This is a genomic window from Paenibacillus sp. LHD-38 (genome assembly GCF_031157315.1).
Classification (GTDB): domain Bacteria; phylum Bacillota; class Bacilli; order Paenibacillales; family Paenibacillaceae; genus Pristimantibacillus.
This window is the reverse complement of sequence record NZ_JAVIFU010000101.1, coordinates 1-7,084: the sequence shown is the minus strand read 5'-3', so window position 1 is coordinate 7,084 and position 7,084 is coordinate 1. Positions and strand designations below refer to the sequence as shown.

6 protein-coding genes and 2 pseudogenes are annotated in these 7,084 nt (G+C 42.8%); 7 read left to right on the top strand and 1 reads right to left on the bottom strand.

The window, feature by feature from the left end; translation table 11 throughout:
- The first annotated feature begins 280 nt into the window (after nucleotides 1–280).
- From RCO25_RS34070 to RCO25_RS34060, 3 genes are read left to right on the top strand one after another with little or no spacing between them, the layout of a single operon-like run.
- Nucleotides 281–805, top strand: coding sequence for a DUF4358 domain-containing protein (locus RCO25_RS34070; protein WP_309000482.1), 525 nt, complete (start codon nucleotides 281–283; stop codon nucleotides 803–805).
- Nucleotides 806–810: 5 nt separating this feature from the next.
- Nucleotides 811–2,193: an MBOAT family O-acyltransferase gene (locus RCO25_RS34065; protein WP_309000481.1), complete on the top strand. Its 1,383-nt coding sequence runs from the start codon at nucleotides 811–813 to the stop codon at nucleotides 2,191–2,193.
- A 21-nt stretch (nucleotides 2,194–2,214) separates the two neighbouring features.
- Nucleotides 2,215–3,363: a DHHW family protein gene (locus RCO25_RS34060; RefSeq protein WP_309000480.1), complete on the top strand. Its 1,149-nt coding sequence runs from the start codon at nucleotides 2,215–2,217 to the stop codon at nucleotides 3,361–3,363.
- Between the two features lie 70 nt (nucleotides 3,364–3,433).
- Here the strand turns inward: RCO25_RS34060 and RCO25_RS34055 are convergent.
- Nucleotides 3,434–4,120, bottom strand: a pseudogene (locus RCO25_RS34055) (group II intron maturase-specific domain-containing protein); the annotation flags it as partial.
- A gap of 114 nt (nucleotides 4,121–4,234) precedes the next feature.
- On the opposite strand from RCO25_RS34055, the gene RCO25_RS34050 reads away from it, so the two are divergent.
- The 4 genes and pseudogenes from RCO25_RS34050 to RCO25_RS34035 all read left to right on the top strand — a co-directional run bounded on the left by RCO25_RS34050 (nucleotide 4,235) and on the right by RCO25_RS34035 (nucleotide 6,831).
- On the top strand, nucleotides 4,235–4,750 hold the full coding sequence (locus RCO25_RS34050; RefSeq protein WP_309000479.1) for an RNA polymerase sigma factor: 516 nt from the start codon (nucleotides 4,235–4,237) through the stop codon (nucleotides 4,748–4,750).
- Nucleotides 4,728–5,726, top strand: a complete 999-nt coding sequence (locus RCO25_RS34045) for an anti sigma factor C-terminal domain-containing protein (RefSeq protein WP_309000478.1) — start codon at nucleotides 4,728–4,730, stop codon at nucleotides 5,724–5,726. The genes RCO25_RS34050 and RCO25_RS34045 overlap by 23 nt, the downstream gene beginning before the upstream one ends.
- 158 nt (nucleotides 5,727–5,884) lie before the next feature.
- Nucleotides 5,885–6,258: pseudogene (locus tag RCO25_RS34040) on the top strand (IS1595 family transposase); the annotation flags it as partial.
- 51 nt (nucleotides 6,259–6,309) lie between these two features.
- Nucleotides 6,310–6,831: a DUF2199 domain-containing protein gene (locus RCO25_RS34035; RefSeq protein ID WP_309000477.1), complete on the top strand. Its 522-nt coding sequence runs from the start codon at nucleotides 6,310–6,312 to the stop codon at nucleotides 6,829–6,831.
- Nucleotides 6,832–7,084 lie beyond the last annotated feature (253 nt).

Here is a 7,084-nt window from a genome sequence, read left to right as displayed (position 1 = left end):
ACAATCACTATACCAAACTGAAGTGGTGTTTTCTATTTTGCAAGAGATGAATAATTATCTTCGAGCAGCGTGATATATCAAGGGTTTAAGCTTATTTTCGCTCTGCGAAGTTTGAGTTACTAAATAATATACGGCGAAAGTAAGCGCTTAATCAATGGAAATAGATAAAATGCTCACGTTATTTATTTCCATAATATTTTCAACTGCAACATTAACGGATTCATTTCCGTTTTTACCTTTTGAAAAACAAAAAAATATGACACCGAGGAGATTGAATGTGATGAAAAAAAATTATTTTGCTTTTATGCTCGTTATCGCGCTGGGATTGGTGCTGACTGCTTGCTCCGGCGCAAACTCGAATAACGGCGCTAACAACAATACATCCGCTAATAAAAAGGAACAGGCCGTTACGACAAAAACGACCAAAGAAATGGTTGACGGCATGCTGGCCAAAATCGAGCAGCCGGCATTAATCGAAATGACCGGCGATATGGTTAAGCAAATGTACTACATCGACGCTGCTCTGCTTGAACAATATACGATTATGTCACCGATGATGAATATCAAAACGAATGAAATTGCTGTTTTCAAAGTAAAGGATGCCAAGGATATCGCAGCAGTTGAAGACGGCATTAAGAAGCGTGCCGGCGACGTTCAAAAAACGTTCGAAACCTATCTGCAGGATCAATACGAAATTGCCAAAAACTATAAGCTAGTGACGAAAGGCAACTATATCTTTTTTGTCATTTCCGAAAAAGCCGATAAATTTGTAAGTGAATTCGATACTTTCTTCGAGCAAAAATAACGAGTATGGTATTCAGCAGTCTACTCTTTCTATTTCTATTTCTGCCTGCTGTGCTGCTGCTTTACTTTGTATCCCCGTGGCGAATTAAAAACCTCGTTTTATTCGCAACAAGCCTCATTTTCTATGCATGGGGCGAGCCCGTGTACATTGCGATCATGCTGCTCTCCACGGTTACGGACTACAGCTTCGGACTGCTTCTAAGCAATCCGAAGCGAAGCAGCTCGCAGCGGAAATGGATTGTCGTCGCCTCCGTCATCGTAAATTTAGCCCTGCTGGGTTATTTTAAATACGCTGATTTTCTCATTCAAAACGTGAACGCATTGCTGGGTACGCAAATCCCGTTAACCGAGCTGGCACTGCCAATCGGCATATCGTTTTATACGTTTCAATCGATGTCTTATATCATTGACGTATATAGAGGAACGGCAAAAGCACAACGCAATTGGCTCGATTTCGGCACCTTCGTCGCTTTGTTTCCGCAGCTGGTTGCAGGTCCTATCGTTCAATACTCGACCATTGCCGAGCAGCTGCGCCATCGTACCGTCGACATACAGCTGTTCGCCGAAGGCGTAAGACGGTTCATTATCGGCTTGGCCAAAAAAGTGCTGCTTGCCAACAATATCGGGCTGCTTTGGAATACCGTTTCAAGTGCGGGCACAGACACGCTGCCCGTCTTGACCGCATGGCTCGGCATTATCGCCTTTGCCTTTCAAATTTATTTTGATTTCAGCGGGTATTCGGATATGGCGATTGGCCTCGGTATGATGTTTGGCTTCCGGTTCAACGAAAACTTTAATCGGCCCTATACAGCGCAAAGCATTACCGACTTCTGGCGGCGCTGGCATATCTCGCTCAGCACTTGGTTTAGGGATTATGTATACATCCCGCTAGGAGGCAACCGGAAGGGCCCGTGGAAGCAGATTCGCAACATTATGATCGTGTGGCTGCTTACAGGCATATGGCATGGAGCAAGCTGGAATTTCCTGCTTTGGGGTTTGTATTTCGGCGTCGTGCTTGTCTTGGAGAAATGGTTCGGCTTGAAGCTCTTGCAGCGAATGCCTGCATGGGTTAGGCATGTTTATGCGCTGCTTCTTATTTTAATCGGCTGGGTGTTCTTTGCCTTTGAGGACTTATCGGAAATAGGCGCTTATTTTGCTGCGTTGTTCGGCGCGAACCATCAGCCGTTATGGAACAACGAATCGTTATATTTGTTATACACGAATGCTATTCTCCTTGTACTACTAGTACTCGCTTCCATGCCAAGGCGCAAGGAAATACGCGGCATTGGACCGGGTATTCGGCTCGGCTGGCATGCCGCCCTCTTCCTCATGTCGGTCGCTTATTTAGTCGATGCAACATTTAACCCGTTTCTATATTTCCGTTTTTAACGAAAAGGGAGGCTCGCAGCTTTGAACAAGAAGACGGATCGCGCTTATGTCTGGGGCTTCGTCAGCCTATTGTTCGCCATGTCCTTATTATTTTTCATTCTGCCTGTTCAAGCATTCTCGGACATGGAGAACCGCACGCTTCAGAAAGCTCCCAAGCTTACTTGGGAAAACCTTTGGTCCAAGACCTTTTCCGATGAATCGGAAAGTTATGTGACCGATCATTTCCCTTTCCGGACAAATTGGGTTTGGACAAAATCCGTGCTTGAGCAGCTTCGGCTGCAGCAAGAAAATAACGGCATCTATAAAGGCTCAGACGGCTATTTATTCGAGAAGCTGAGCAAACCAAACTATACGGAAATCAAGGAATATGCGGCCGCAGTGAAGAAATATGCGCAAAACCATCCGGATGCGAGCATCACCTTCATGTTGGCTCCGACCTCTATCGGCATGTATCCCGAGCGTTTGCCATGGCTGGCTGAAGCTTATCCGCAAACGGAGGTCAACGATTTTATTGGCCGGCAGGTGCAAGGCAGCATGTCCTTCATGGACGGCTTTGATTTCCTAAGTGACGCAGCCGGCGGCGACAAGCCCATCTATTACAAAACGGATCACCACTGGACCACCTACGGCGCTTACCTTGCTTATGCGGCGTATGCGGGACATATGGGCTGGACTCCCGTTGCCGAGAAGGACTTCAATATTGAGACGGTCACCGACTCGTTTCTAGGCAGCTATCATACACGCAGCCAGTTCAGCGGTTTAAAGCCCGATTCCATTCAAGCCTACAAGGACAAAAGCGGCATTAAAACAGATATGTATATTGCTGATACGGACAAAACGGTGCCGAGCATGTATGATACGAGCTACCTGGCCAAAAAAGATAAATATTCGTATTTTCTCGGCGGCGTACACGCGCTTATGACCCTTCATAGCGAGCTTCCTTCGGACAAAATAGAGCTGGACAAGCTGCTCGTCATTAAAGACTCCTACGCGCACAGCTTTCTTCCTTTCCTGACACAGCATGTGCAGGATATCCATGTCATCGACATCCGCTACTATAATGGCAGCATCAGCGAATATATGGAAGAGAACGGAATTCAAGAGGTTTTGATGCTTTTCAACACGACGACATTTATTACGGAACGTAATTTACTGAAGCTGAAGTATTAAATCGAGTAGGAGGGAGCGTCTAGCTCCCGACCTCTCACACCACCGTACATACCGTTCGGTATACGGCGGTTCATGAAATATTCCGTAATGCGTTATATCTGTCCGCTAAGCTCTTCAATCCATTGGATTCCCAATAGCGATTATCCAATGCTCGGTTCAAAATCGGACTTCCTGCAATTCGCCAGTACCCTTTTCGGGTAAATCCCCATTCAAAGGCTTTTTCCTTGGGCATGCCTAAGGATATAAGCCTTTTTACTTTGATTTTCCATTGCTTCCAAAGACACATTCTTAATCTTCTTCGGATCCATTTATCCATGTTCAGAAATACACTTGGCGTATCCGCAAGCGAGAAATAACCGCTCCATCCTATCAGGAATTGGTTCAGTTCCTTTATTCGCTCTTCCATCTTCATCGGCTTTCTTCGAGAGGTTATCTCTCGAATCCTAGTCTCTGCTTTTTGTAAGGACTGTTTCGCAATCCTCACCTTCGGCTCTTTGTTCACACTAAAGCTAAATCCAAGAAACTTTCGCTTCCATGGGCGGTCTACTGCGCTCTTCGCTTGGTTTACCTTTAACTTTAGTCTTTTCTCGATGAATTTGGTGACAGATGCCTTGACTCGTTCGCCTGCTCTTTGGGTTTTCACGTAAATGTTACAATCGTCCGCGTAGCGAACGAAGCGGTGTCCACGTTGCTCTAATTCTTTGTCTAGCTCGTCGAGTACGATATTCGATAATAACGGACTCAGGGGACCGCCTTGCGTTCTTTTTTTTTCATACCATTGTATGCTGAAATCGATGTTCTCTTCTATTTATTTTGCATCCACTGTAAACTTTTTGCAGGGTGATCCGTTGTATCAGGTAAGGAGGCAGACATGGCGAAACAAACAATGAACGAATTTCTTCAACAGGTAGGTACCCTCTTATATAGATACCTGAGAAAACGCGGCCTTTCCCATGAGGATGCTGAAGATATCGTACAAGACACCTGCTACAAATTTTTATTGCACAAAGATGGCATTCGATCAGATATAGTCATGAATTGGTTATTTCGCGTGGCTGCCAATCAATTTTACGATCTTAAGAGAAAAGAAAAGCATCGTTCAACAACCGATGTTGAAGATATCCCTCTTGTATCTTTGACTAACCTTCCCGAAATTCAACTCCTGAAAAAAGAAAACGCAAAGAGTGTGCGGGATACGCTTGAATCGCTTTCTACGATGCAGCAAGAATTGTTGATTCTGAAATACGAACTAGAATTATCCTACAAAAATATCTCTTCGTTATTAAATATGAATGAGAATACACTGAAAACCCATGTAGGACGAGCAAAGGAAAAATTCATAAAAAACTTTAAGGAGGAATTTGATGATGGACACGGATCTGGATAGCTTTTCATTTGATGATAAACAGACTAAACAACTATTAAAAAAAGCAAAGCTAATGTCGACATTAAGAACAATCGCTATTGTGGTTGTAGTAACGCCAATTATTATGATTTTATTATGGTACGGTTTTAGGCAATGGTCACACTATCATGCACAGAAAACAATGAATGAAATCGTTGCTTTTAATGAAATCAGCGGACCTAATGTTCATATTAGCAATCAAACCTATAACTCCAATTGGTTCGGCGGTGAAATAGAAACTAAAACCTACAAGTTAATTGGGAAGCGGCCTTATATATGGGAACCGGTTGAAAGAAAATACAACTTGTTTGGTTCCTCTTCGAGGAAATACGGTTCGTTCGGGCCAATCTCAGTCAATAAATCCGAATCGCTGGCTGAATCGAGTCAATTTTATCGATTTAATTCCTATACCGGTGACAGGGAGTTGTTTTTTTATCACCCTGAAATACCGTATGCTACCTATAAAAACAGCGTTAACGAGCTGAACAAATTGGAAAAAGCGACTTTGGTGGAGCTAGGGTTATCTTTTGATCAAGCCTATTCTCTCGAAGAGATCAAAAGCAAGCTCCCTCCTAGTGTGCAAGTTGTCTGGTGGTGGGTTGATGCCTACACTGATGAAAATTTAGCGTTTATGAAACAAGGACAACAGACGGTTCATGCTGAATCCGTATTCGTATACGGCTTTCACTCCGAGCAATTTGAGCCTTTTGGCGGAATGGATTCTTTTATTTCGAGCATCGAGCTGCTGCGCAAAAATAGCAAAAGCTTTAAATGGGACGCGGAGCAGGCATACGAGTCTTTGATAGGGGATAATAAAACATTAGAAAAAAGCGATATCAAAATTATCGGTGCCATCGTAACCGGGACAGCTGAGCAATTGAATGTTTTACAGGGTAGCCCCTATATTAAAGCCTCTACGTTCGGAGTCATTACGAATCAACAAGACAGCTTGGACTAAGGCGCTTAAGAATATTGAAAAATCCAAAGGAACGAGTACAGTGTGCTCGTTCCTTTTATATATATAACAGCTTTGTCCTATGTTCTTACTCAGACTATTCCACCAATATAATGCCTTCATCCATGTTATCATCATCTATATTATCTGCTGAGACCCACTCGAAATTGGATGAAGCGCTTGGTGGTCATTTATCTAAATCAAAAATAGTTTGTACCGTTTCGTGGAGGGCATTCAGTTCGTACGCGAATTCAAAAGGGTTAGCTCATTACCGTTTCAAGTCCGACGGGAAACAACGTGTGAAAGGCGTGTACCACATACAAAATGTTAACAGCCACCATAGCCGCTTGAAAAAATGGATATACAGTTTTAATGGTATTGCAACAAAGTATTTACTGTATTATCTGGCTTGGTTCCACTATTAAGCTAGCAAGGAATATGAGAATACTGTGTCGAAAGTATGTTAGTCAACTCTTGCCTGTTTACCGTAACCGAAACAAATAACAAGCTTTGTTGTATAACCTTTTCTCGCTGAGTATGGCTGTAAATTACGACTAAAACATTTTGTAACTATTGGAGGAACTGAATGAATAATATCAAGGGATACACTTGTAGTTGCTGTGGAGAATACCACGATGAACTTCCAATCAGTTATGGAAACTTAGCTCCAGTTTATTACGAAGTTGCCCCACCCGAAGAACTAGAACATAGGTTTGAGCTGAGTGAAGACTTATGCATTATGGACAATGAACACTACTTCATTCGAGGTTGTGTTGAAATTCCAATAATCGGTACAAATGAAGAATTCATTTGGGGCGTTTGGGTTTCGTTAAGTGAAGCAAATTATAAGAAAGTAAAAGAGCATTGGAACCAACCAGAATTATTAGAGCCTATGCTTGGATGGTTTTCTACTGCTCTACCTTGTTATCCTGATACGTTAAACTTAAAGGCAAAGGTTCACCACAGAGTAGACGGAATTAGACCATACATTGAACTCAAGCCAACAGACCACCCGCTGGCGGTAGAATTACGTAATGGAATGACAATCAAACGTGTTCAACAAATAGCTGAAGAGCTTTGTGAAAATAACAAGAGCAGCGATTATTGATGGTTTAATTCACCGCACTCAATAGGGTGGTTTGCTTTTAAGGAAAAATCAACATTAAGGATTAACATAGCCAAAATAAAAGTAGGTTAGAACAATAAGGAAACCAAAAAAAAGACGATTCCTGTATTGAACAGGTAAACTGGCCCCTTAGTCAAGGACACTTTGAAAAAAAGAGTGTTAAGCTGCACTTAGTAGATGATTCCTGTACTGAACAGGAGTCATCTTTTTTAGTCCCCACTGATATCGGTGATGG

What these genes read in the sequence shown, in the direction of transcription:
- RCO25_RS34070 (WP_309000482.1), top strand. Translation starts at nt 281, where the DNA reads ATGAAAAAAAATTATTTTGCTTTTATGCTCGTTATCGCGCTGGGATTG.
- RCO25_RS34065 (WP_309000481.1), top strand. Translation starts at nt 811, where the DNA reads ATGGTATTCAGCAGTCTACTCTTTCTATTTCTATTTCTGCCTGCTGTG.
- RCO25_RS34050 (WP_309000479.1), top strand. Translation starts at nt 4,235, where the DNA reads ATGGCGAAACAAACAATGAACGAATTTCTTCAACAGGTAGGTACCCTC.
- RCO25_RS34045 (WP_309000478.1), top strand. Translation starts at nt 4,728, where the DNA reads ATGATGGACACGGATCTGGATAGCTTTTCATTTGATGATAAACAGACT.
- RCO25_RS34035 (WP_309000477.1), top strand. Translation starts at nt 6,310, where the DNA reads ATGAATAATATCAAGGGATACACTTGTAGTTGCTGTGGAGAATACCAC.